The sequence below is a fragment of the Pseudomonas morbosilactucae genome, assembly GCF_023241715.1.
Taxonomy (GTDB): Bacteria; Pseudomonadota; Gammaproteobacteria; order Pseudomonadales; family Pseudomonadaceae; genus Aquipseudomonas; species Aquipseudomonas morbosilactucae.
The window spans coordinates 17,313-39,909 of the sequence record NZ_JALQCW010000056.1 but is presented as its reverse complement, the minus strand read 5'-3'; the positions used below and the strand labels follow the sequence as shown (position 1 = coordinate 39,909).

Below are 22,597 nucleotides of genomic sequence, written 5' to 3'. Positions count from 1 at the left end.
GATCGGGGCTTTTTATTGGATCGCCGGCAAGCCGGCTGCTAAGGAGGGCCGATCAGGCCTCAGATATCGATGATCACCAGCGTGCCGTGGCTGCCGGCCCGCACGGCATGGGCCACACCGGCTTCGACCAGGTACATCTGGCCGAGGCCCACCGACACCTCCTCGCCGGCAACGGTCAGGTGCAGGCAACCGCTGGTGACCAGCAGCCCCTCGTTGTAGTCGTGGGTTTCCTCGAGGTACGCCTGGGCGTCCATGCGCAGCACCTTGATACGCGCCGGGCCCACCTGGCCCAGCAGCGACGAGCGCCAGGTGGTCGGCAACTGGCCGGACAGTGAATCGAATGACAGCAATGGCATGGGGGTTCTCCGAAAGGTCAGGACGGGGCTGCTTTCGGTGGTCCGGTCAGCACGTGGGGGCAGGGTCAGAATTCATTCATCAGCAACACCCGGCAGTCCTTGGACTGGTAAGCGTTGATCTGCGGCACCAGGCGGGTGAAGTGTTCGCTGCGGCAGTGGGCATCCAGGGCGGCCTGGTCGGGCCACAACTCGATGAAGACAAAGTGCCCGGGGTCTTTCTGGTCAATGAACAGATCGTAGGCAAGGCACAGCGGTTCCTGGCGGGTCTTCTCCACCAGCTCGGCGTACCACGGGCGCACGGTGTCGAGGTGTTCGGGTTGGATGAAATCTTCGGCGATGACTTTAAGCATGCTTCTTCCTTGAGCCAAGGCCCCGCACCATGCGGGGCGCTGGGGGTGGTGCTGATCAGGCAGCGGCTTCGCTGTTGGGTTCGAAACTGTCGGCCCGCGCCAATTGCCACATGCGCGAGTAGAACAGGCCATTGACCTCGCCGGTGAGCAATTCGCCGGGCTTGAGGAATACGTGCAGCTGGGAGAACAACTTGATTTCGGTGGCCGACATGCGCCGTACCAGTGCTTGGCTTCCAACTGCGAGGGGTGATCGAGGCCGGCGGCCGCCAGCATCTCGGCCAGGGCCTTGAGGGTGTTGCGGTGGAAGTTGAACACCCGCTGGGCCTTGTCCGGCACCACCAGCGCACGTTGGCGCAGGGCGTCCTGGGTGGCCACGCCGGTGGGGCATTTGTTGGTGTGGCAGGACTGGGACTGGATGCAGCCAATGGCAAACATGAACCCCCGGGCCGAGTTGGCCCAGTCGGCGCCGATGGCCAGCACGCTGGCGATGTCGAAGGCGCTGACGATCTTGCCGCTGGCGCCGAGTTTGATCTTGTCCCGCAGGTTCAGGCCCACCAGGGTGTTGTGCACGAACAGCAGGCCTTCGCGCATGGGCACGCCGATGTGGTCGGTGAACTCCACGGGCGCGGCGCCGGTGCCGCCCTCCTTGCCGTCCACCACGATAAAGTCCGGGAGGATGCCGGTTTCCAGCATGGCCTTGGCGATGCCCATGAATTCCCAGGGGTGGCCCAGGCAGAACTTGAAGCCCACCGGTTTGCCGCCCGACAGTTCACGCAACTGGGCGATGAACTGCATCAGTTCCAGGGGGGTGGAAAAGGCGCTGTGGCGGGATGGCGAGATGCAGTCCTCGCCCATCAGGATGCCTCGGGTGTCGGCGATTTCCTGGGTCACCTTGTGCTTGGGCAGGATGCCGCCGTGGCCCGGCTTGGCGCCCTGGCTCATCTTGATTTCGATCATCCGCACTTGCGGGTTCTGTGCCTGGACGGCGAAGCGCTCGGGGTCGAAGCGACCGTCGGCGGTGCGGCAGCCGAAGTAGCCGCTGCCCAGTTCCCAGGTCAGGTCGCCGCCATGTTCGCGGTGGTACGGGCTGATGCTGCCCTCGCCGGTGTCGTGGGCGAAGTTGCCCAGTTTGGCGCCCTGGTTGAGAGCGCGGATCGCGTTGGCACTCAACGAGCCGAAACTCATGGCCGAGATGTTGAACACCGACGCCGAGTAGGGCTGCGTGCACTGCGGGCCGCCGACCATCACGCGAAAGGCGCTGGGGTCACTCAGGGGCGCAGGGCGCATGGAGTGGCCGATAAATTCGAAGCCCGACTGATAGACGTCGATCAGGGTGCCGAAGGGTTTGTCGGCGCTTTCATTCTTGGCCCGCGAATAGACCAGGGAGCGCTGGGCCCGGGAGAAGGGCAGGGCGTCGCTATCGGACTCCAGCAGGTACTGACGGATTTCCGGGCGGATGCCTTCCACCAGGTAGCGGATATTGCCCAGGATCGGGTAGTTGCGGCGCACCGCGTGAGGGCTTTGCAGCAGGTCGAAAATCCCCAGCAGGCTGAGCAGGCCGGTGACAAGGGTGAGCGGCCAGAGCCAATCGTGGTCAAGAAAAGGCAGGCTGGCGAGGGTAAAGATCACACAGGCGGCAAAGAAGGCGTAGCGGCTCAGGAGTGACAGGCTCATACGGTTTCCTTGGGGTCGGACTCATCAGTTCGGGCAGACGCGGGTGCCCTGGAGGGCATCGATAACAGCCGTGCCCGGCGCAATCGCCCGGCTGGCTGTGAAGGCGTTTCTTATGGATTTCACGGTTGTCGCAGAGACCGGAGCTTACGAGCGATCTCCCGGCTTGGGCAACCGCTGCGAGGCAGATCGGGCTTTTCAGGGGGGGCTTTAGAGGTTTTGTCGAGGTCCTTATCGCAATGAATTCTCGTTTGGCTGATTTCGATATGTTATTGTATAACGCTTGCGTCGACCCCAACCTGCCTTTGGAGGCCCCCATGAAACCTGATATCCACCCCGCCTATCGCACCGTGCTGTTCCATGACACCGCCGCCGATGTGTTCTTCCTGATCGGCTCCACCGTGGACACTGATCGCACCCATCAGCACGTCGATGGCAACACCTATCCCTACGTCGCCCTGGACGTGTCCAGCGCCTCCCACCCGGTGTACACGGCCAGCAACGCAAGACCCAGTCCGAAGGTCGGATCGCCGGCTTCAACAAGCGTTTTGCCGGTTTCGGCTCCAGCGGCAAAAGCCCCTCGGCCTGATGGCCCGGCCTGGCAATCGCTCCCCTTGTGGAGCGATCGTCGACTGCATCACCCTTCCTGCTGTTTTCCTTTGAGCGTTGGTTGGCTGGCCTGAACCGCTGCTTGCCAGGGGTTGCCTGTTGGCGTTCCCCAGGGTGACGCTGGCGCCTCGCTCATGGGATGCTTACGGCCTTTTTGTTCAAGGCCCTGCTTCCCATGACCCTTTCCAACGCCGTGCCCTCCACTCATCTGATCCGTATCGCTGCCGCGCTGCTGTTGGGCCCGGACGGCCGCACCCTGTTGGTCCGCAAGCGTGGCACCCAGGCGTTCATGCAGCCGGGGGGCAAGATTGAACACGGCGAGCAACCGGTCAGTGCCCTGGCCCGGGAGTTGGAAGAGGAGTTGGGCCTGCGCATCGATCCGGCCCAGGCCCGTTACCTGGGGCAGTTTTGCGCACCGGCTGCCAATGAGCCGGGGCATGTGGTGGAAGCCGAGCTGTTTGAACTGCGCATTGACCAGGGCGTGACGCCGGCGGCGGAGATTGAAGAAGTGCGCTGGATCGATCGGCCGGTGACGGGGATTTGTGCCTGGCGCCATTGACACGGGATCTGATCCTGCCGTTTTATCGGGCGTCCCTCAGCCCCGTTGGCTGATCCAGCTCATCGCCAAGGAATGCCATGATCCCACTCCACGACGACCAGACTTTCGCCGCAGCGTTGTTCCATGGGTTTTGTCCTGGCAGGGTGGGCCGTGCGCCTGATGTTCGAACAACGTCGCAGCAACTGATCGAGGACTTGATCGATGGCTGATTCTCTCTCTCCCGAAGCGCTGGTCGAGGCGCAGTTGCACGCCTACAACCGCAAGGACATGCAGGCCTGGCTGGCGACTTATGCCAGCGACGCGCGGCAGTACGAGCACCCCGCCACCTTGCTGGCCCGTGGGCATGAAGAACTGCGAGCGCGGGCACAGGCGCGCTTCCTTGAACCGAACCTGCAGGCGGTGTTGATCACGCGTTCGGTGATGGGCAACGTGGTCATCGACCACCAGTTGATCAGCCGGACCTTTGCCGATGGCAGCGGCACCCTGGAAACCGTGGCCATCTATGAGGTGGAGGCGGGCAAGATCAAAAGCGCGTCGTTCATCACCGGGAAAAAGACCCTTGATCGCGATACCGACCCCGGGTCTTGAGGCCCGCCCCGCGGTGCAATATCAACGCACGGCGCTGACCCCATCCAGGGTGGAGAAAGAGGTGTCCTTGGCCGTCAGCAGGAAGTCGCGCATGTAGGGTGCATCCAGCATGTCGGCGCGAATCGCCGCATACAAGGTGGCGAACAGGCCCTTTTCCCCGAGGCGCTTGGCCTTCACATAACCCCGTGAACTGTATTCATGCAGCGCCCAGTGCGGCATGCCGCACACCCCACGGCCGCTGGCCACCAACTGCATCATCATCACCGTCAGTTCCGAGGTGCGTACCTGGGCCGGCTCGATGTCCGCCGGTTCCAGAAAGCGGGTGAAGATGTCCAGCCGATCCCGTTCCACCGGGTAGGTGATCAGGGTTTCGCTGAGCAGGTCTTCCGGAACGATGTAGGCCTTGCTCGCCAGCCGGTGCTGGTTGGCCACCGCGAGCATGGCTTCGTAGGTGAACAGTGGCACATAGGTGATGCCCGACAGCTCCAGCGGGTCGGACGTGACCACCAGGTCCAGGTCGCCACGGGCCAGGGCCGGCAGCGGGGCGAAGGAAAACCCCGAGGCCAGGTCCAACTCCACTTCCGGCCAGGCATCGCGGAACTGGTCGATGGTTGGCATCAGCCACTGGAAGCAGCTGTGGCATTCGATCGCCATGTGCAGGCGCCCTGCCGTACCCCCGGCCAGTCGGGCGATATCCCGTTCGGCACCGCGCAGCAGCGGCAGGGTGGCGTCGGCCAGTTGCAGCAGGCGCAGGCCGGCGCTGGTGAAACGCACCGGCTTGGTCTTGCGCACGAACAGCGGCATGCCCAGGCGTTCCTCCAGTTCCTTGAACTGGTGGGACAGGGCGGACTGGGTCAGGTGCAGGCGTTCGGCGGCTTCGACCAGGCTGTCGGCTTCGCGCAGGGCGTGCAGGGTCTTCAGGTGACGGATTTCGAGCACCAGGTTCTCCATGAGTAAATTTTGTGATCAACACGAAAAGGTTGAGTTTGTCTCATGTTGCCTTGGCTGTCGACAATAGCGCCATCTTTTACAGGGAGGAACACCTCATGGCCTTGGCCCACACACTTGGTTTCCCGCGCATCGGCGCTGACCGCGAATTGAAAAAAGCCCTCGAATCCCACTGGAAGGGCGACCTCGACCAAGCGGCGTTGCAACAGGTGGGCCGGGAACTGCGGGCCAAGCATTGGCAGTTGCAGAAGAGCGCCGGCATCGATCTGCTGCCGGTGGGCGACTTCGCCTGGTACGACCAAGTCCTGAGCCACTCCCTGGCCTTCGGTGTGATCCCCGAGCGTTTCGCCGGCAGCCTCGATGTCCAGGGCCAGCCGACCCTGGGCACCTTGTTCGCCATGGCGCGCGGCGCTTCGACTGCCTGCTGCGGCGAGCATGCCAAGGCCCAGCACGCCCAGGAGCTGACTAAGTGGTTCGACACCAACTACCACTACCTGGTCCCGGAGTTCAGCGCCGACCAAGTCTTCAGCCTCAGCTGGAACCAACTGTTCGACGAGGTCGACGAAGCCCACGCCCTGGGTCACCAGGTCAAGCCGGTGATCATCGGCCCGTTGACTTACCTGTGGCTGGGCAAGGCCAAGGGTAACGACTTCAACAAGCTCGACCTGCTGGAGCGCCTGCTGCCGCTGTACGGCGAGATTCTCAACCGCCTCAAGGCGCAAGGCGTGGAATGGGTACAGATCGATGAGCCGATCCTGACCCTGGACTTGCCCATCGAATGGAAAAGCGCCTTCGAACGGGCCTACCACATCCTTCAGTATTCGCCGCTGAAAAAGCTCGTCGCCACCTACTTCAGTGGCTTGGAAGACAACCTCGGGCTGGCCGTGGGCCTGCCGGTGGACGGTTTGCACATCGACGCCGTGCGTGCCCCGGAGCAACTGGGCCAGGTGCTGGACCGGCTGCCGACCTACAAGATTCTGTCGGTGGGCCTGGTCAACGGTCGCAACGTCTGGCGCTGCGAACTGGAGAGTGCCCTGGCGCAACTGCAAGTGGCCCACGAGCGCTTTGGCGACAACCTTTGGGTCAGCAGTTCCTGCTCCCTGCTGCACAGCCCGGTGGACCTGGCCCGGGAAGATCAATTGGATGCCGAGCTGAAAAGCTGGCTGGCCTTTGCCGTGCAAAAGTGCGGTGAAATCTCGGTGCTGCGCGATGCCTTGAACGACCCACAGGCACCGGCGGTGCAAGCAGCCCTGGCCGAAAGCCGCGCCGTGCAAGCCAGCCGTGCCGAGTCGCCACGGATTCACAAGGCCCCGGTGCAGGCCCGGGTCGAGGCCATCAGCGCGGCAGACAGCCAGCGGCAATCACCGTTTGCCCAGCGCATCGAGCAACAGCGGGCGCGGCTCAAGCTGCCGGCATTCCCCACCACCACCATCGGCTCCTTTCCGCAGACCGCGGGCATCCGCCTGGCGCGCCAGGCCTACAAGCAAGGCAAGTTGTCGGCCAATGACTACACCGATGCGATGCACAGCGAGATCCGCCATGCGGTGCAGGTTCAGGAGCGCCTGGGGCTGGATGTGCTGGTGCACGGCGAGGCCGAGCGCAATGACATGGTCGAGTACTTCGCCGAGCAGTTGGACGGTTACCTGTTCACCCGCTTTGGCTGGGTCCAGAGCTACGGTTCGCGCTGCGTGAAACCGGCGATCATCTACGGCGACCTGAGCCGCCCCAAGGCCATGACCGTGGACTGGATCGACTACGCCCAGGGCCTCACCAACAAGGTGATGAAGGGCATGCTGACGGGCCCGGTGACCATGCTGATGTGGTCCTTCCCGCGCGAAGATGTGTCGCGCAAGGTCCAGGCCCGGCAACTGGCACTGGCCCTGCGGGATGAAGTGCTGGACCTGGAGCGGGCCGGGATCAAGATCGTGCAGATCGACGAGGCAGCGTTTCGTGAAGGCCTGCCGCTGCGTCGCTCGCGATGGCAGGAGTACCTGGATTGGGCGGTGGAAGCGTTCCGCCTGAGCGCCTCCGGCGTGCGCGACGAAACCCAGATCCACACCCACATGTGCTACAGCGAATTCAACGACGTGATCGAGTCCATCGCGGCCATGGACGCCGACGTGATCACCATTGAAACCTCGCGCTCGGACATGGAGTTGCTGGAAGCGTTCGAGGCCTTCGACTACCCCAACGACATTGGCCCAGGTGTGTATGACATCCACTCGCCACGGGTGCCGGACACGGCTGAAATGGTCAAGTTGATGAGCAAGGCGGTCAAGCGCATCCCGGCCGAGCGCCTGTGGGTCAACCCCGACTGTGGCCTGAAGACCCGCGCCTGGCCCGAGACCGAAGCGGCCCTGGTGAACATGGTGGCCGCGGCCCGCCAACTGCGCAGCCAACTGGCCTGATGTTTACGGCCCTGTAGCCACCGGCTTGCCGGCGATGAAGCCCGATGACCGCTCAGCGGGCTTCATCAAACTGTCATGCAACTGTGGCAGCGCGCCGCAACGAAGTTCATCAGACTCGCGCTCTACTGGGGTTCTGCGTTTCGGTGTTTTTCATGCGGGTACGATTTTTTTCCATTGCCATCTTGCTGGCCGGGCTATTGCTCGGCCAGTTGTCTTTTGCTGCCTCGCGTTGTGACGTCAATGTGCCGACCCAGCACGTGGATCTGCAGCAGGTCAGCCTGGCTTACCAGAGCATCGGTCGTGATTCGGACCCCGCCCTGTTGTTGGTCATGGGCCTGGGCGGGCAACTGATCCACTGGCCCGACGAAGTGGTGGTCGCCCTCTGCCAGCAGGGTTTTCGGGTGATCCGTTACGACAATCGCGATGTCGGCCTGTCCACCTGGCGCCAGGCGCCGATCAACGCCAACCTGACCTTCGAAGTGCTGCGCTACAAGCTCGGCTTGCCGGTGGCCGCACCCTATAGCCTCACGGACATGGCCGACGATGCACTGGGCCTGATGGATGCCCTGCAGGTCGAGCAGTTCCATGTCCTGGGGGCAAGCATGGGCGGCATGATCGCCCAGCACCTGGCGGCCATGGCCCCGCAGCGGGTGGAAAGCCTGACGCTGATCATGACCAGCTCCGGTGCCGAAGGCCTGCCGGCGCCGAATGCGGCCCTGGTGCAATTACTGTCGCGGCGTGGCGCGCCCAACCGCGAAGTGGCCCTGGAGCAACAGGCGGATTTGCTCGCGGCCCTGGGCAGCCCCCAGATCACCGACGATCGCCAGGCGCTGCTGCATCAGGCGGCAGTGTCCTACGACCGAGCGTTCAATCCCGAAGGGGTGAAGCGCCAGATCATGGCGATCCTCGCCGAACCGAGCCGCGTCGCGCTGCTCAATCAACTGCGGGTGCCGACCCTGGTGGTCCACGGCACTGCCGACCCGTTGTTGCCGGTGATGCACGGGGTGCATTTGGCCGCCCATATCCAGGGCAGCCAATTGAAGTTGATTCCGGGCCTGGCCCATCGTTTCCAGGAAGCCTTCAAGGCGCCGTTGCTGGCGGCAGTGCTGCCTTACCTGCAAAGCCATCGCGAGGACCGTTCCCACTGGGCGCAGATCGACCCACCACAGCCTCCCCATCTGCTGTAGGCGCCGGCTTGCCGGCGATTGCGCCGACACCGAGTCAACGCACGATCTTGTCCACCTGAATCCCCAACTTTTTCAGGCGATACCAGAAGCTGCGTTCGGAGATGCCAATCAACTGCGCCGCCGCGGCTTGCACCCCCTGGCTCTGTTGCAGGGCTGCGAGGATGTAGGCTTTTTCCACCTCGGCCAGGGCCGCTTCCAGGTCGCTGGGCACGGCGTTCGAGGTGCCCAGCGCCGCGGTGCTGGCTTCGGCGCTCGTGACCGGGGTGGAGAACAGGTAACCCGGCAGGTCGCACTCTTCAATCTGCGTGCCCGAGGCCACGATGGTCGCGCGCTCCACACAGTTCTGCAGTTCGCGGATATTGCCCGGCCAGCGGTACTCGCTCATGACCCGCAAGGCTTCGGCGCTGAAACCGCTCAGGCGCTTGCCGGCGGTGGCGCCCAGGGTGTGGGCGAAGTGCCGGGCCAGGGGCGCGATGTCTTCCGTGCGCTCACGCAAGGCGGGCAGGGGAATGGGAAACACGTTCAGGCGGTAATACAGGTCTTCGCGAAAGGTTTTGTCGGCCACCGCTTGCAGCAGGTCCTTGTTGGTGGCGGCGATGACCCGTACATCCACCTTGCGCGCCCTTGGGTCGCCCACGGGCTCGACCACGCGCTCCTGCAAGGCGCGGAGAATTTTCGCCTGCAATGCCAGGGGCATATCCCCCACTTCATCGAGGAACAGGGTGCCCTTGTCCGCCTGCTGGAACCGCCCGACCCGGTCCGCCACGGCACCGGTGAAGGCCCCCTTGCGGTGGCCGAACATCTCGCTTTCCAGCAGGCCTTCGGGAATCGCCGCGCAATTGACCGCGACAAAGGGTTTGTCGGCGCGGTTGCCGTGCTGGTGGATGGCCCGGGCGACCATCTCCTTGCCGGTGCCGCTTTCCCCGGTCAAGAGGATGGTGGCATTGCTTTCGCGCACCGAGTCCACGGCCTGCAGCACCCGGCGAAAGGTCGGGCTGTCGCCTACCAGGCTGTCGATCTGCCGATGTTCGTCGAGCTCGGCGCGCATGCGCTGGTTGTCTTTGAGGATGTCGCGAAACTGCAGGGCCTTGCTGACGGTGATGTCCAGTTCGTCGATGTCGAAGGGTTTGGCAATGTAGTCGAAGGCGCCATTGCGCATGGACTGCACGGCGTTCTTCACCGTGCTGTAGGCGGTCATCACAATCACCGGCAGGCTCGGGTAGCGCTGCTTGATCTCGGCCAGCAACTGCGGCCCGTCCATGCCCGGCATGCGCCAGTCGCTGATCACCAGGTCGATCTCTTCCTGCTCCAGCACCTTGAGCGCGTGCAGGCCGTTGCTGGCCGTGAACACCTGCACGCCGTTCTGGCTCAGGGCCGAGGACAGCAGGTCGCAAAGTTTGGGTTCGTCATCGACCACCAGCAGGTTATGCGTCATCAGTGTCCTCGTCGTGCTCTTCACCGTTGGCCGGAATGTACAGGCTGAAGGTGGCGCCGGCATCTTTTTCGCTGCTGCATTCGACGTGGCCGTCGTGGCTTTCCATGATAGAGAAAACCTTGGCCAGGCCCAGGCCGGTGCCCGACGCCTTGGTGGTGACGAACGGGGTGAAGATACGCTCAAGCATGTCCGCCTCGATGCCCTGGCCGGTGTCGCTGACGCTGATCACGGTGTTGTTGCCTTGTTGGGCGATGCCCAGGGTCAGGCGTCCGCCTTCGGGCATGGCATCGATGGCATTGAGGATCAGGTTCAGACAGGCCTGCTTCAGTTGTCGGGCATCGGCGTGCAGAGTGGCGCCGGGGGCCTGGTCGTCGAGTTGGGCGTCGATGTTGTGGCTGGCCAGTTCCGGGGCACAGAAGCCCAGCAGTTCTTCCACCAAGGGCCGCGCCGCCTGGGTCGCGCGGATCGGTGCGCTGGGTTTGGCGAAATCCAGAAAGTCGGTGATCAGGTCATTGATGCGGCTGACTTCGCTGATCACGTATTCCAGGTGGCGCTTGTCGTTCTCGGGCAGGTCGACGCGCCGGTGCAGCAGTTGGGTGGCGGTCTTGATGATGCCCAAGGGGTTGCGGATTTCATGGGCCAGGCCCATGGCCACTTCCCCCAGGGCGTGCAGGCGGTCACGGCGGCGCAACTGGGCTTCCAGGTGCTGCAGTTCGCCGAGGCGCTCGCTCATGTGGTTGAAGGTGCTGCTCAGTTCCGCCAGCTCGTCGCCGCCGCTCACCGGCACCCGTTGCCGATAGTCGCCGGCGGTCACTGCCTGGACGCCCATGGACAGGCCGCGCAAGGGCCGGGTCAGGCGTTGCGAAACCAGCCAGCCGACACTCAGGGACGCCGCTGAACTGAGGAGGAAAATCAGGATGAACAGGTTGCTCTGGTTGACCAGCCCCACCAGGCTGCTGTGGCGCAGCAGGCCGCTGAAAATCACCCCGACCAGGTCACCGTTGTCATTCAGGATCGGCCGATAGAGCCCGCTGTAGCGGCTGGTGAATTGCTCCATGGGCTGGTGAGTGGTGCGCAGGATCTGCTCGATTTTTTCCGGCACCTGCTGCGGGTGGTCCTCGAAGCGCTGGGTGGCGAAGATTTCCGAAAAGTTGTCGGCCTTGGCCAGGTACAGGCGCAGGTCCAGGGAGTGCACGTCGGCCACGCTGGTGAGGAAGCTGGCATCCAGGTAGGTGGTAATCAGCAGTTGGTAGTCGACACCCTCCAGGGTGGTTTCAAAGGTCGAAACCACCGCGCCGGTGGGTACGCCGGCGACCTGCAAGGTCTGCAGCAGCGCGTGGGAGTCGGTGCTGATCTGCCCGACGATGTTGTCGGGGGCGGTGCTGAACACCACCTTGTGGTCGCTTTTGCGGATCAGCGCCACCACGTCGATGCCCAGGGCGTCGGCGATGTCGGCGGTGAGCTTGTCGTGCCGGGCGCTGTTGCGGTCGCCGGGCGGGCGGGCATAGCGCAGGAACAGCTGGGCGACGCGGCTGTTGTCATGAATGATTTCGCTGATTTCATCCTCGACGATCTTGGTCGATTCCTGCAGCCAGATGCGCACGTTACTGTCGAAAATCTCCGACAGGGTGGCGGCCGCCAGCTCGGCCGCGATCATCGTGGGGATCACGCTGACCAGCCAGAACGCGAGGACCAGCTTGCGCTGCAGGCTCCAGCGGGAAATGGCGAAGGGGCGGGTGGCACGGCGGTCTTTTCGGGTCATGAACGTTCGCTTATTGCAGCAGCCAGGGCGGGGTCGGACCGATCCGGTCGGACCCACCGTTTAACAAGCTTGAGCAGGGTGTTGAGCAGCGGATTGCGGTGGCGAAAAAACAGCTGGTTGGCGCTGAACGAACAACCCAGCCGCAGCTTACTGGCATAACCGGCCTGGCCGCACTCATAGCGCCCGATCTTGTGTGCAATACAGTAGTCGACATTGGCCAGCCAGCTGCGCACGTAGAGGTTGTGGTCGCGGCTGATGTCGAGATCGTGGGCGAAGAATTTATCGATCAGCCGGTGGCGGTCAAGCAGAACCAGGTTGAACGCCACCAATTGCTCGTCGACCCAGTACAGCACGCAGGCTGCGCGCTCCTGGAGCTGTTCGAGCACGCCGGTGAAGTAGTCCGCCGGCAGGCGTTCGAACTGCAGGTCGCTGCGGGCCAGGGTGGCTTCGTAGAGGCGCATGATTTCGGGCAGCACATCGTCGATGGTGCGCCGCCATTCGATGCGTGGCCCCGGTGCGCGAAGTGTGCGTCGCAGGTCCTTGCGGGTGGATTTGCCCAGGGTGCCCAGGTAGGCGTCGATGGAGGCAAAGGGCACCGGCAGCAGGGCGCTGGGCAGGCTCGGCATGACGTTCAGGCCGGCAGCCCGGCAACTGGCGGCCCAGCCTTCGTCGTGACCGGGGGCGTCCTTGACCGCCAACAGGCCGATGCCCATTTGCTCGGCATCCTGGCGGGCCAGGTGCAGCAACTGTTCCAGCAGGGCCGGACGGCGCTGCGCTGCAACGTGGCTGGCGATGCCGGCGTGGCAATGCTCGGCCACCGGCGAACCCAAGGCGTACAGGCGCAGTTGCAATGCCCCCGGCCACCACTGTTGCAGGCGTTCGGTGAGGCGTTTACCAGGACCCTGGATCGTGGTGTCGAGGCTGTAGCGGGTGCTGAAGGCCGGTGCCACGGCCACCAGGGTCGGGCCTTCGTACAGCGCCAGGTAACGCCACTGGAAGCCCTCGATCGCGGATCGCTCCACGGCCAGGTAGTAGTCCCAATCCTCCAGCTCCCCGGGAAAACAGTCGTTCCAGGCGCCGCGCTCGATGGCCTGGATAGTGGAATAGGCATGGGCGGTAATCACATCGGGTCCTTAAGCTGGGCCAACGGTCGCTAGGCCAACTGTCGATAGTCGTCGCGGTGGGCGGCAGAGAGGGTCCGCTGCTGGATGAAGTCGGCGCTCAACTCCACCACCCGGCGGTATTGCAGGTCCACGGTGATCATGTGGTAGCAGTTGTCGAGGAGGATCTTGACCACCGGGCCGCCGAGCCTGCGCTCCACGTAGTCGGCGTTCCAGCGGCTGGTGATGTCGTCCTCGCGGGAGTGCAGGACCAGCGCCGGGGTGGTGATCGACGGCATGCGTTTTTTCACCACCGCGTTCATCCGATGCAGCTCGCGCACCGTCACGCCTTCCATGGTCAGCAGCCCAGCGTTGCTGCTTTCGCCCGCCTTCATCTGCTTCTCGACAATGGCCCGCAGGCGCTCGTTCTTGATGCCGTAGGGCGGCTTTTCCTCGAAGCGGCAGATGTGCACGCCAAAGGGAATCTTCATCAGCAACGGAGTGAGGAAGGCCAGCTTGTGGATGCTCCAGCCGTCGTACTTGAGGGTGGTGGAATACATCAGCAAGCCGCTGATCCGCCCCGGGTGCTCGGACGCCAGGTACATGGACATCACCGCGCCCATGGACAGGCCGCCGACGAACACTTGCTCGTGACGCTGCTGCATGCCGACGAAGGTCTTGCGCACGCCTTCGTACCAGTCCCGCCAGCCGGTGGCCTGCAGGTCGCTGTTGTCCCCGCAATGCCCGGGCAGGGTCGGTACGTACACGGTGCACGTACCGTCCTTGGCCAGGCCCTGGGCCACCCGACGCAGTTCCGTCGGGGTGCCGGTCAGGCCGTGGATCAACAAGACCCCGACCGGCCCCGTGCCGAGAACGAAGCCGGCGTCGCCTTCGCCCAGATCGATCCCAGCCCTGCTCATCGTTGCATGGCCCGGTGCAGCAGGCGGTCGAGCAGTGCGATGCCCAGGTCGATTTCCGCGTAGCTGATTTCCAGCGACGGGGCCAGGGTGATGACGTTCTTGTAGTAGCCGCCCACATCGAGGATCAGGCCCAGGCGCTGGCCGTTGATTTCGATGTCGCCCTTCATGCCTTCCTCGACCATAAAGTCCAGGGTCGCCTTGTCCGGGGTGAAACCGTCGGTGGTGCAAATCTCGCAGCGCAGGGCCAGGCCCAGGCCGTCCACGTCGCCGATGATCGGGTAGCGCTTCTGCAGGTCTTGCAGGCCGGCCAGGAAGTACTTGCCCTTTTCCATGACCATCGCGCCGTAGTCGATCTCGCTGGTCATCTTGAACATCTCCAGGCCCACCGCAGTGCCCAGGGGGTTGGAGGCGAAGGTGGAGTGGGTCGAACCCGGCGGGAACACCTTGGGGTTGATCAGCTCTTCACGGGCCCAGATGCCGCCCAGGGGGTTGAGGCCGTTGGTCAGGGCCTTGCCGAACACGATCACGTCGGGTTTGACGTCGAAGTGCTCGATCGACCACAGCTTGCCCGTGCGGTAGAAGCCCATCTGGATTTCGTCCACCACCATCAGGATGCCGTGCTGGTCCAGCACGTGCTTGAGCTCGCTGTAGAAGTTCATCGGCGGGATCACGTAGCCGCCGGTGCCCTGGATCGGCTCGACGTAGAAGGCGGCGTATTCGCTCTGGCCGACTTTCGGGTCCCAGACGCCGTTGTATTCCGTCTCGAACAACCGGGCGAACTGCTGCACGCAGTGGCTGCCGTACTCTTCCTTGGTCATGCCTTTGGGCCCGCGGAAGTGGTAGGGGAACGGGATGAACTGCGCACGCTCGCCGAAGTGGCCGTAGCGGCGACGGTAGCGGTAGCTGGAGGTGATCGACGACGCGCCCAGAGTGCGGCCGTGGTAGCCGCCCTCGAAGGCGAACATCAGGCTCTTGCCGTTGGTGGCGTTACGCACCACTTTCAACGAGTCCTCGATGGACTGGGAGCCGCCGACGTTGAAGTGCACGCGACCGTCGAGGCCGAACTTTTTCTTGGCGTCCACGGCGATCATTTCCGAGAGCTCGATCTTGCCTTTGTGCAGGTACTGGCTGGCGATTTGCGGCAGGGTGTCGATCTGTTGCTTCAGGGCGTTGTTCAGGCGTGGGTTGGCGTAGCCGAAGTTGACCGCCGAGTACCACATCTGCAGGTCGAGGTAGGCCTGGTCGCTGGTGTCCCAGACGTAGGAGCCCTCGCAGCGGCTGAAAATGCGTGGGGGTTCGATGTAATGCACGGTGTCGCCGTAGGAGCAGTACTTGGCTTCTTTTTCCAGAAGGACCTGGTCTTCGGCGGTGGCGATGCGGATATCAGACATGGTGGAAGCGTTCCTGAGTTTCAAGGGAGAAGTGGGTGGCGTTGGCCGCGCTGTTCGGCAGTCTTGCCAGCAGCGCCGGCAGTTCGGCGAAGGTGTCGAACCGTGCATGGGGAATCGCGTTGCGTTCGCAGTAGTCGGCCAGGCGGTCCTTGGCGAAGACGAAGTCGGCGGTGGCGGCCACGCACATGTCCGATTGGCCGTCGCCGATCACCAGCACGCGCTTGCCCTTGGGCGTGGACTTGCATTTGCAATTGCCGGACGCGGCGCGACAGGCATCGCTGGCGTAGGGGAAATCGATGCGCCAGCTGTTGTGGTCGACCTGGCGCAAGCGGTTGGCGAGGATCGGCAACAGGGTCACGTAGTGCCGCGCAAGGATCCGCGCGATGCCTTGCTCGATGCCGTCGCTGACCACCTCGAGGGAGGCGCCGAGGCCGAGCACGTGGTCGACGAAGTCCGGGAAGTCGGGGTCGATGTCGACGCTGTCGAAGTAGCCCAGCAGCTCGGCCGGGGAGGCCTTGACCAGGGCCAGTTGGCGGCTGAGGCATTCCCGGGAGCCGATGTGACCGTCCAGCCATTGCTGCTCGATGCTTTCCCAGCTGGGGTCGGCAAAGCGTTGGAGGACGTTATCGATCACGTCGGTGCGGGAGATGGTCCCGTCGAAGTCACATACGATATGCCAGTGCATCATCTGCAGTTACCTGTTGGTGCCGTTACCTGTTGGAGAGGAGCGCTGTGGGCGCTTGCCCAACCGCTAGAGCAGGGACTGTGCCAAGTGCTCGCGGCCCAGCGGGGCTGGGCTTTGGAGGGGCGGGCAGGGGATTTTTGCGAGGCCGGGCTACAAATTTTGTAGCTCGCTACAAACAACATCAGTGCTTGCGTGCAGGGGGCGCTCTGGTGATTGATGCGCGCATGTCCAGACAAGGAAACGCCCCCATGCCTCGGTTCTCCCTCCCCGTATTCCTTGTCGGCCTGCTGGCCTTGAGCGTTGCCGGTGCGGCTTGTGCCGAGGACGGCCTCAACGGCCAAGTGGGGCTGGGCCTGGGCTATCAACCCCACGACCCCAGCGGCAGCCGCTATGACAGCGTGCCGCTGCCCTATGTGGACCTGGACTGGGGCGACGTCAGCCTCAACAGCGACGACGGCCTGACGTGGGAAGGGCTCAAGGGCAACGGGTTCAGCGCCGGGCCCTACATCAACTACTTGCCGGGCCGTAACGCCAACGGTGATCTGCGCGGGCTGCGGGACGTGCCGAACATGGCCGATGTCGGCGGTTTCATGGAGTACGCGCCGGACGATTACTGGCGGGTGTTCGCCTCCCTGGGCCATGCCGTGGCCGGTGGCGACCAGCAGGGCGGGGTGCTGGGGCGCATTGGCGGTGAGATCGGTTATCCGTTGGGCGCAGGCATCATCGGCAGCAACAACCTCACCGCGCATTTCGCCGACGGCCGCCAGACCCAGACGTTTTTCGGCGTCAGCCGCGAAGAGGCCCGGGCTTCGGGGATCGGCCAGTACAACGCCAGTGGTGGCCTGCAGAACCTGACCCTGACCCAGAACCTGCAAATCCCCCTGGGTGGCAACTGGTCGCTGATGACCAGCGCCAGCTGGATCCACCTCACGGGGTCTGCGGCGGACAGCAGCATTGTTCGCGACCGGGGCGAGGTCAATCAGGGCCAGGTGCAGACCGCCATCAGCTTCAAGTTCTGAACCTGGCCCTGTCGAGCTTCAGCTTTCCTCGCCCTCTGCCAGCAAGGCGATCCCGCCGATAATCACCAGCACGCCGACCCAGTGCAGCGGGCTGATCTGCTCGCCCAGGCCCAGCCAGGAACCGAGCAACACCACCACAAACACCAGGGAGCTCAAGGGGAACGCCAGGGACAGGCTGCTGCGCCGGAGAATCAGCATCCACACAAAAAACGCGCAGATGTAGCAAGCGATGGCCAGCCACACGCCAGGGTTGAGTGCCACGGCAGCCAGCCATTGCAGATTGAAATCCATCTGCCCCAGTTGATCGCCGCCGACTTTGGTGGCGATCTGGCCGGCGCTTTCAAAACCGATCAGCAGGGCCCAGAGCACCAGGGTGCCGAGGCGCCCGTGGAGCCAGCCGTATTGGGTATGGGAATGCATGAAACCTTCCTTTCAAGGGTGGATCGAGGTTCAGTGGCCAGCGAGGCACACCAGCATCACGCCGAAGGTAATGACCAGGGTACCGAGCCAGCGGCGGCGGCTGACGGTCTCGCCCAGGATCACCTTGCCCGCCAGCACCACGCCGCAATAGGCCAGGGCTGCCGCTGGAAACAACAGGCTCAGCGGCGCCCGAGACAGGGCTTCGAGCCAGACGAAAAACTCGATGCTGTAAGCGCCGATTCCCGCCCACAACAGCGGCGCATTGAACACTTGGCCCCAGAAAGCATTGAGGCGGAAGCCGCCCTCCAGCTCCGGCAGGCGGTCCAGGCCCAGCTTGAAACAGAGTTGGCCGAGCACATCCAGAAGGATGGAAAAGGCCACCAGCAAGACCACGGTCAGGCTCACGGGAACAGCTCCTCGAACAGGCTCATCAGGGCTTCGTTGGTCTGTGAGTTGCGATCCAGGTCGGCCGGGCTCCAGCGTCCGGCGGGAGGTTGGTCGGAGCGGGCCTCCCAGCGCTTCAAGGCATTGCTGAAGGCCGGCGCGGCGAACTCGCCACAGACATCGATGCCGAGGATGCGCTTGCTCGCTGCCAGGCTGCGCAGGGCCAGCAGCAGGTGGCTCAGGCGCATGCCGCCCTGGTCCCAGTTGGTGGCGGCGTCCTGGCTGGCCAGCACGTCCTTGTCGATGGTGATCCACACCGCGTCGGTGGGCAGGCTGTGGATCATCCGGGCGAGAAACGCCGGCCAGTCCTGCTGCGCCAGGTTGTGCCAATACAGGTGGTTTTCCTGTTGCCGATGCCCGGCGCCGTCGCCGATTCGGCCCCAGACCTTGGACGGCGCGTGTTGCCAGGGGAAGAGTTGCAACCGGCCGTGCTTGAGGGCCGCAAGGTTGCCGCCGCGCAATTGCGGGTTGTCCAGGTCTTCGCTGCACGGGCCGAGGGTGACGATGCGCTGGATCTGCGGCAGCTTCAGGGCTCGGTTGACCCACGAACCGCAATGCCGCCGCGGCGCCAAACGTACCCAGTCGGGGTGATTGTCGAAGTGGATCAGGCTGATCGGCTCTTTGAGGTCAGCGAGAAAGGCCGGGGTCAGGTGGTGGTAGTCACCGGAGCCGACAAAGAAGATTTCCGGCCGTGGCCCTTGGTGTTCCGGGCGCCGGGCCAGGCGTTCGCTGAAGCGGCGGTAGGTCCGTTCGCTGGACCAGAGCCGCAGTTTGGGACCCAGGTCCAGCAGGTCCAGGCACCGGGCCTGGCCGTTGGCCAAGCGTCGGCTGACGGCGTCCTGGGCGGTGAGGCTGTGGTCGAGATCGAGAATGTTCAACGTGTGATTTACCCCTGGCAGCGCCCTCCAGAAAACTGCGCAATCAAGCTAAGACGCAGGCTGGCCGGGCTTTTTGGGGTAAATGCAAGGCCCGGGCCAGGAGCCAAGGGCAGCACCTGGTAGGCGCCAGCTTGCTGGCGCAAGGCACGGCGTTCCTGAAGCAACGCATCGCCGGCAAGCCAGCACCTACAGGGCGTGCGGTGGGGGCGTCGGCTCAGGCGTGGACGCGGACCCAGACGCTGACGAGGACGCTGGCGGCCATCAGCCAGGCCACGGCGGCCACGGCCAGGGAGGCTTCCAGGCGCAGGCGGTCGACCATCACGTAGAGGGTGGCCAGGTAGACGAAGTAGGGAATGATCGACCACATGCCGAAGACGATGGTGGTCTTCAGGTCATCGACTGAACGGCCCTTGCCGACGATGTAGTGGGCGATCAGGGCGAAGGTCGGGAACAGCGGCACCAGGCCGGCGATGTAGTAATTCCGGGTCTTGGCCAGGGCCGCCAGAATCAGTACCACCGCCGCGCCCAGGGCGGCCTTTAACAATAGATCCATGAATGACTCGCCTTGGGTTAGTGGCTCAGGCCGTACTTCTTGACCTTGTCGAACAGCGTGGTCTTGGCCATGCCCAGTTCCTGGCTGGCCTGGGTCAGGTTGCCGCCGCTGCGTTGCAAGGCATCGTTCAACAGGTTGCGTTCGAAGGCCTCCACCGCCTCGGCAAAGCCCAGCCCTTGCGCTGCCTGGCTGCCGGATTTCTTGAACGCCGGCAGGCCCAGGGCGAAGCGTTCGGCGACGTTGCGCAACTCACGCACGTTGCCCGGCCAGTCGTGGCTCATGAGGGTCGACACGGTCTGGTTGTCCAGCTCGGGCGGCGTGCGATCGAAGCGCAGGGACGACTGCTGGAGGAAGTGTTCGAACAGTTGCAGGATGTCCTCGCGGCGCTCGCGCAACGGCGGCAGCTCCAGAGTCACCACATTGAGGCGGTAGTACAGGTCGCTGCGGAACTGGTTGGCCCGGCCCAGTTCGTCGAGGTCGAACTTGGTGGCGGCAATCACCCGGCAGTCCACGGCCACGCTCTGGTTCGAGCCCAGGCGTTCCAGGGTGCGCTCCTGCAACACCCGCAGCAGCTTGATCTGCAGGTTGATGGGCATGCTTTCCACTTCATCGAGGAACAGCGTGCCTTCGTGGGCATGCTCGATCTTGCCGATCCGTCGCTTGCCGGCGCCGGTGAAGGCGTTGGCTTCATGGCCGAAAATTTCGCTTTCGAACAGGTTCTCCGGCAGGCCGCCGCAGTTCAGCGCCACAAACTGATGGCTGTGGCGACGGCTGAAGTCGTGCAAGCAGCGGGCGACCAGTTCCTTACCGGTACCGGTCTCGCCTTCGATCAGCACGTTGGCCGAGGTGTCGGCGACGTTGGCGATCAGCTCCCGGAGGTTCTGCATGGCCGGCGAGCGGCCGATGATCCGACCTTCCAGGGAATCGCGCTCGGCCAGTTGGCGGCGCAACGAGGTCACTTCCCGAGCCAGGCCCCGTTGTTCCAGGGCGCGGCGGGCGACGTCCACCAGGCGCTCGGGGGAAAAGGGTTTTTCCATGAAGTCGTAGGCGCCTTTCTGCATCGCGCCCACGGCCATGGAAATGTCGCCGTGGCCGGTAATCAGCACCACCGGCAGACTGCGATCCCGCGCCTTGAGGCGGGTCAGCAGTTCCAGGCCGTCGATGCCCGGCAGGCGGATGTCGCTGACCACGATGCCGGGGAAGTTGTCGCCGACCTGGGCCAGCGCTTCTTCGGCGCTGCCCACGCCGATGCAGGGGATGTCCTCCAAGGCCAGGGCCTGTTGGCAACCCAGCAGCACATGGGGGTCGTCTTCGACGATCAGCACAGTAAGCTCGTTGTTCATATCGGCTCGGCTCGAGTGGGGCTTACCAGGGGCAAGCTGAGGACAAAGGCGGTGCCGCCGCTTGCCGGGTGTTCCACCCCCAGGTTGCCGCCGGCAGCGGCGGCCAGGCTGGCGGACAGGGTCAGGCCCAGCCCCAGGCCCTGTTCCCCGGGTTTGGTGGTGAAGAACGGTTCGAACAGGTGCTTGCGCGCCTCGGGGTCGATGCCATGACCGTTGTCACGGACCCGCAGGCGGTATTTACCGTCCAGCATCTCGCCCTCCAGCCACAACTCGGGCTGGGGCTGGGCTTGCATGGCATCCAGGGCGTTGCCCAGCAGGTTGACGAGGATCTGCTCCAGGCGGGTCTGGTCGATCTGCAGCGGCTGGTCGCTGAAGTCGCGATGCAGTTGCAGGGGCAGGGGTTCCAGGCGGCCGTTGAGCAGTTGCAAGGCGGCGTCCACCGCCTTGCCCAGGCTGGCTTCGCCCTGATCGTCACCCCGTCGGGCGAAGGAGCGCAGGCTGGCGGTGATGCGGCCCATGCGGTCGATCAGTTCGTTGATGGTCTTGAGGTTGGCGCTGGCGGTGTCCAGGGCGCCCCGTTCGAGGAAGCGCACGGTGTTGCCTGACAAGGTACGCAAGGCCGCCAGGGGCTGGTTCAGTTCATGGGCGATGCTGGTGGACATCTGACCGATGGCCGCCAGCTTGCCGGCCTGGACCAGTTCGTCCTGGGCCCGACGGAGGGTTTCTTCGGCCTGGCGACGTTCGCGGATCTGCCCCTTGAGCCGTTCGTTGCTGGCCCGCAGGTCGGCGGTGCGCTCGGTGATCCGCCGCTCCAGCAGGCTGTTGGCTTCTTGCAGGGCTTCCCGGGCGGCGAGGCGGGTGGCCAGGACCTTGCGCCGTTCATTCCAGGCAATCAGCAGGAACGCCACCAGGGCAAAGGCCACCGCCACCAGGATGCCCTGGTTGGCCGCCTCGCGACGCAGGTCCTGCAGCGGCGTGAGCAGGGTGAAGTTCCACGGTGTGTCGCTCAGGGGCCGGGTCTGGGACAGGTAGCTGACTTCCTGTTCATCGGACACCAGCTCGCTGTTGGCAGGAAAGGTCAGCTTCTCCACGCCTTCGGCCAGGCGTTCGCGGGCCAGGGGTTGCAGTTCGTTGAGGGGGAACCAGTAGTACTGCAGGCTGCGGGCCAGGCGCTCCTTGGTTTCATCGCTCAGGGGGCGCACGGACTTGAGGCGCCGCGCCGGGTCGCTGGACAGGATGATGATGCCGTTTTCGTCGCTGACGAAGGCTTCCAGGCGCGCCCGCTGCCAACGTTCTTCCAGGGCTTCGAGGCGGACCTTGACCACGGCCACGCCAATGATCTTGCCTTGCTCTTCCAAGCCATGGGCCAGGTAGTAGCCGGGTTCGCCATTGGTGCTGCCGATGCCGTAGAAACGCCCAGCCTGGCCGCGCACGGCGTTTTGGAAATAGGCCCGGAAGGACAGGTCTTCACCGAGGTAGCTGTCGACGTCGCGCCAGTTGCTGGTGGCCAGTACGCGGCCGGTGGTGTCCATGACGTAGATGGCCCGGCTGCGGCTGCGCCGGTTCAGGCCTTCAAGGTAATCGTTGACCGTTTGCCGGTGCTCCGGGGTCGGGTCGTCCAGCAGTCTGGAAACACTGGATTCCAGTTCCAGAAGGCTGGGCAGGTAGGTGTATTTGCTGATCTCGCTTTCCACTGCGCGTGCGTGGAGTTCCAGCTGGCGTTCGCCATTTTCGCTGAGGGTGCGGATGCCGTAGTGCTCACTGATCAGGAAGCCGGCATAACCCAGGCCGATCATCAACAGAATGACCAGGGGCGGCAGGAACAGGTGGCGGATCAGACGGGGTTTCACGGCGAGTGATGGCGGCGCGGCGCGATAGAGATTGGGGTCGCATTTCATCACAGATGCCTTGGGTCAACCACTGCGCGATGCCTGTAGAAGCCGGCTGGCCGGCGATGGACGCGTTGCTGGC

19 protein-coding genes and 3 pseudogenes are annotated in these 22,597 nt (G+C 64.1%); 6 read left to right on the top strand and 16 right to left on the bottom strand.

Annotated features, from left to right (window positions below; genetic code table 11):
* Nucleotides 1-59: 59 nt before the first annotated feature.
* From M1B34_RS20495 to M1B34_RS20485, 3 genes and pseudogenes are all read right to left on the bottom strand, one after another.
* Nucleotides 60-356, bottom strand: coding sequence for a cupin domain-containing protein (locus M1B34_RS20495; protein ID WP_268266087.1), 297 nt, complete (start codon nucleotides 354-356; stop codon nucleotides 60-62).
* 65 nt (nucleotides 357-421) lie between these two features.
* Nucleotides 422-706, bottom strand: coding sequence for a putative quinol monooxygenase (locus M1B34_RS20490; RefSeq protein WP_268266086.1), 285 nt, complete (start codon nucleotides 704-706; stop codon nucleotides 422-424).
* A gap of 55 nt (nucleotides 707-761) precedes the next feature.
* Nucleotides 762-2,380, bottom strand: a pseudogene (locus M1B34_RS20485) (FMN-binding glutamate synthase family protein).
* 314 nt (nucleotides 2,381-2,694) lie between these two features.
* Here M1B34_RS20485 and M1B34_RS20480 point away from each other — a divergent pair.
* The 3 genes and pseudogenes from M1B34_RS20480 to M1B34_RS20470 all read left to right on the top strand — a co-directional run bounded on the left by M1B34_RS20480 (nucleotide 2,695) and on the right by M1B34_RS20470 (nucleotide 4,133).
* A pseudogene (locus tag M1B34_RS20480) lies at nucleotides 2,695-2,966 on the top strand (type B 50S ribosomal protein L31).
* Between the two features lie 195 nt (nucleotides 2,967-3,161).
* Nucleotides 3,162-3,598: pseudogene (locus M1B34_RS20475) on the top strand (NUDIX hydrolase).
* 148 nt (nucleotides 3,599-3,746) lie between these two features.
* Nucleotides 3,747-4,133 (top strand): nuclear transport factor 2 family protein, encoded by a 387-nt coding sequence (locus M1B34_RS20470; RefSeq protein ID WP_268266085.1) that lies wholly within the window; start codon nucleotides 3,747-3,749, stop codon nucleotides 4,131-4,133.
* Between the two features lie 21 nt (nucleotides 4,134-4,154).
* On the opposite strand, the gene metR is transcribed toward M1B34_RS20470, so the two are convergent.
* Nucleotides 4,155-5,072 carry a transcriptional regulator MetR gene (gene metR / locus M1B34_RS20465; RefSeq protein WP_123328819.1) on the bottom strand — a complete coding sequence of 306 codons (918 nt, stop codon included), beginning with the start codon at nucleotides 5,070-5,072 and terminating at the stop codon, nucleotides 4,155-4,157.
* A gap of 107 nt (nucleotides 5,073-5,179) precedes the next feature.
* Between metR and metE the strand changes: the two genes are divergently transcribed.
* Entirely contained in the window at nucleotides 5,180-7,489 is a 2,310-nt protein-coding gene (metE, locus tag M1B34_RS20460) for a 5-methyltetrahydropteroyltriglutamate--homocysteine S-methyltransferase (RefSeq protein ID WP_268266084.1), read from the top strand.
* A 152-nt stretch (nucleotides 7,490-7,641) separates the two neighbouring features.
* Entirely contained in the window at nucleotides 7,642-8,676 is a 1,035-nt protein-coding gene (locus tag M1B34_RS20455) for an alpha/beta fold hydrolase (RefSeq protein WP_268266083.1), read from the top strand.
* A 34-nt stretch (nucleotides 8,677-8,710) separates the two neighbouring features.
* Here M1B34_RS20455 and M1B34_RS20450 read toward each other — a convergent pair whose 3' ends face one another.
* The 6 genes from M1B34_RS20450 to M1B34_RS20425 are packed head-to-tail and all read right to left on the bottom strand — an operon-like array spanning nucleotide 8,711 to nucleotide 15,972.
* Nucleotides 8,711-10,111, bottom strand: a complete 1,401-nt coding sequence (locus tag M1B34_RS20450) for a sigma-54-dependent transcriptional regulator (protein ID WP_268266082.1) — start codon at nucleotides 10,109-10,111, stop codon at nucleotides 8,711-8,713.
* Complete coding sequence (locus M1B34_RS20445; protein WP_268266081.1) at nucleotides 10,101-11,873, bottom strand: sensor histidine kinase; 1,773 nt, start codon at nucleotides 11,871-11,873, stop codon at nucleotides 10,101-10,103. The genes M1B34_RS20450 and M1B34_RS20445 overlap by 11 nt, the downstream gene beginning before the upstream one ends.
* Nucleotides 11,870-12,997 carry a GNAT family N-acetyltransferase gene (locus M1B34_RS20440; RefSeq protein WP_268266080.1) on the bottom strand — a complete coding sequence of 376 codons (1,128 nt, stop codon included), beginning with the start codon at nucleotides 12,995-12,997 and terminating at the stop codon, nucleotides 11,870-11,872. The genes M1B34_RS20445 and M1B34_RS20440 overlap by 4 nt, the downstream gene beginning before the upstream one ends.
* 29 nt (nucleotides 12,998-13,026) lie before the next feature.
* A complete protein-coding gene (locus tag M1B34_RS20435; protein WP_268266079.1) occupies nucleotides 13,027-13,893 on the bottom strand; it encodes an alpha/beta hydrolase in 867 nt (288 codons plus the stop codon).
* Complete coding sequence (locus M1B34_RS20430; RefSeq protein ID WP_123328703.1) at nucleotides 13,890-15,284, bottom strand: aspartate aminotransferase family protein; 1,395 nt, start codon at nucleotides 15,282-15,284, stop codon at nucleotides 13,890-13,892. Before M1B34_RS20430 ends, M1B34_RS20435 begins: the two co-directional genes overlap by 4 nt.
* The gene (locus M1B34_RS20425) at nucleotides 15,277-15,972 is read right to left on the bottom strand and encodes an MtnX-like HAD-IB family phosphatase (RefSeq protein ID WP_123328702.1); all 696 of its coding nucleotides are present in this window, start codon (nucleotides 15,970-15,972) and stop codon (nucleotides 15,277-15,279) included. The genes M1B34_RS20430 and M1B34_RS20425 overlap by 8 nt, the downstream gene beginning before the upstream one ends.
* Before the next feature lie 245 nt (nucleotides 15,973-16,217).
* On the opposite strand from M1B34_RS20425, the gene M1B34_RS20420 reads away from it, so the two are divergent.
* Nucleotides 16,218-16,988 (top strand): MipA/OmpV family protein, encoded by a 771-nt coding sequence (locus tag M1B34_RS20420; protein ID WP_268266078.1) that lies wholly within the window; start codon nucleotides 16,218-16,220, stop codon nucleotides 16,986-16,988.
* Between the two features lie 18 nt (nucleotides 16,989-17,006).
* Here the strand turns inward: M1B34_RS20420 and M1B34_RS20415 are convergent, their stop codons facing one another.
* The 6 genes from M1B34_RS20415 to aauS form a co-directional block, all read right to left on the bottom strand.
* Nucleotides 17,007-17,408 carry an EamA family transporter gene (locus M1B34_RS20415; protein ID WP_268266077.1) on the bottom strand — a complete coding sequence of 134 codons (402 nt, stop codon included), beginning with the start codon at nucleotides 17,406-17,408 and terminating at the stop codon, nucleotides 17,007-17,009.
* Nucleotides 17,409-17,438: 30 nt separating this feature from the next.
* Entirely contained in the window at nucleotides 17,439-17,813 is a 375-nt protein-coding gene (locus M1B34_RS20410) for a DMT family transporter (protein ID WP_268266076.1), read from the bottom strand.
* Nucleotides 17,810-18,730 carry an arginase family protein gene (locus M1B34_RS20405; protein WP_268266075.1) on the bottom strand — a complete coding sequence of 307 codons (921 nt, stop codon included), beginning with the start codon at nucleotides 18,728-18,730 and terminating at the stop codon, nucleotides 17,810-17,812. The genes M1B34_RS20410 and M1B34_RS20405 overlap by 4 nt, the downstream gene beginning before the upstream one ends.
* Nucleotides 18,731-18,944: 214 nt before the next feature.
* Entirely contained in the window at nucleotides 18,945-19,274 is a 330-nt protein-coding gene (locus M1B34_RS20400) for a GlpM family protein (protein WP_185039104.1), read from the bottom strand.
* A gap of 26 nt (nucleotides 19,275-19,300) precedes the next feature.
* Nucleotides 19,301-20,626, bottom strand: a complete 1,326-nt coding sequence (aauR, locus tag M1B34_RS20395; RefSeq protein WP_123328696.1) for a two-component response regulator AauR — start codon at nucleotides 20,624-20,626, stop codon at nucleotides 19,301-19,303.
* Nucleotides 20,623-22,524, bottom strand: coding sequence for a two-component sensor histidine kinase AauS (gene aauS, locus M1B34_RS20390; RefSeq protein WP_123328695.1), 1,902 nt, complete (start codon nucleotides 22,522-22,524; stop codon nucleotides 20,623-20,625). The genes aauR and aauS overlap by 4 nt, the downstream gene beginning before the upstream one ends.
* Between the last annotated feature and the right edge of the window lie 73 nt (nucleotides 22,525-22,597).